The following is a 1,456-nucleotide window of genomic DNA, read 5'->3' on the forward strand; positions in this document are numbered from 1 at the left end:
ACCCGCAGCCCTGATCACCTCGATCTGCAGACCGTCCAGATGCGGGAACAGGACCCTCATCGGTCCAAGATCAGAACACCCGCGACATAATGAACACTGCGCCGCCCGGGTGCGGGTTGGCGAATTCAAGGTTGACCGTCCATGGTGCAATGGCTGCCCCCGGGTGCCGCCCCTGCCGATGCGTGTAACCCCTTTCGATGCGAGCGCAATGTCCGAGGACCCCGAACTCGCCCAGGCCCGTGCCTTCGTGCGTGAGCTGATGCAGCACGCGCAGGCGCTGGTACGCCGCCGCGAAGCCCTTCCTGCCGAGGCCCCGGCGTCGCGGTACGACGCCGAGCTCGGGGCCGTGCGCCGCCAGATCGCTCAGCTTCACAAGCGCTCTCCCGCCTTGCGTGCCGCGATGGATGTCTTCGGCCGTCTGGCCCTTGCCCGAACCGCGGCCCCACCCCGGTCGGCGCCGCACGACAGGCGCTGGATCGGACCTGGATTCAGCATTGCGACGGGGTAGCTCAGGGGTACCCGGCCGCGGCCGCTCTGGGCCACGTCGATTTCGAGCCTGTCGTCGTGCCGCCGATGCCGTCGGAACCCCCTCCCTGCGGCATCGTCAATCACTTTGGCGCAGAACATGATTGCTGTGCTGGTCGCAATCGAACGTGACATACTGCCCGAATCGGAAATATGGCTAGTCGACGACGCAGGGGGTCGTGAACAACCATGAACTATGGCAGCAAATGACGAAGATCAGCAGATCTCGGCACGCGTCCGACGCGTTGTCTCACAGTTCCCACATTCAATGCCGACACCTTCGAGGGCGTCGCCGCCGAAATCCACTGCGGCTTCGACGGCCGGCCGGTCCGCGATTTCTTTCCGCTGCTTGTCGAGCGCGGCTCACTGCGGAGGCTTTCGGCAACCGGCCGATACGAGCCACCGGTGAGTGAGGATCCCGAAACCGCCCAGGTACACATGTTCCATGGCGACGCGATCTTCGTGCCTCTAATAAGACTAAGTAGCGTCCAGTGAGCCGGTAGCCGATGGAGGTATCAGGTCGATGCCTGGGGGCCTCGGTGACCAGCACGCGGCCTTGCATGCGGTGCCTCCCCGCCGGAATCATCGAGGCTTCAGGTCGTCTAACGACTGGTCCGGCGTCCGGCCCCAGCGGGGATGACGATCCTGTCCCGATTCCACGGATCTGTCCGATCTTCGGCCACCCCACTCCATTGGCCACCGACAACCCATCCATCGCTGCTGGTCAAGCCATTGAAGCCGTTTTTCGCGCGGTTTCAATGGCCGGAACGCACGCCCGAGATTCGACCCTGCCCCGTGCCGGTATCGAGTGGCCGGTGCAGATCAAGGTCGTCTCCGGGTCGCTTGGGGTGGGGTCGCATGAGCGATGCAAGGCGGCGTTCACCGGCTCGGTTACCCGGACCGCGTGCCGCTCGGCGGCGGGCTCCAATTC

The 1,456-nt window shown here is 64.8% G+C and carries 2 protein-coding genes and 1 pseudogene; 2 read left to right on the forward strand and 1 reads right to left on the reverse strand.

Annotated elements, in window-relative coordinates:
* Positions 1-70 precede the first annotated feature (70 nt).
* The gene (locus ACWEKS_RS49315; protein ID WP_452346601.1) at positions 71-373 is read right to left on the reverse strand and encodes a hypothetical protein; all 303 of its coding nucleotides are present in this window, start codon (positions 371-373) and stop codon (positions 71-73) included.
* 431 nt (positions 374-804) lie between these two features.
* Here ACWEKS_RS49315 and ACWEKS_RS49320 point away from each other — a divergent pair.
* Together ACWEKS_RS49320 and ACWEKS_RS49325 are read left to right on the forward strand one after the other, a co-directional pair.
* Positions 805-1,020 (forward strand): annotated as a pseudogene (locus ACWEKS_RS49320) (three-helix bundle dimerization domain-containing protein); the annotation flags it as partial.
* A 197-nt stretch (positions 1,021-1,217) separates the two neighbouring features.
* Positions 1,218-1,456 (forward strand): hypothetical protein (locus ACWEKS_RS49325; RefSeq protein ID WP_452346602.1); only part of this gene is annotated, 239 nt, incomplete at its 3' end.

The organism is Nocardia sp. NPDC004711, from assembly GCF_053601595.1.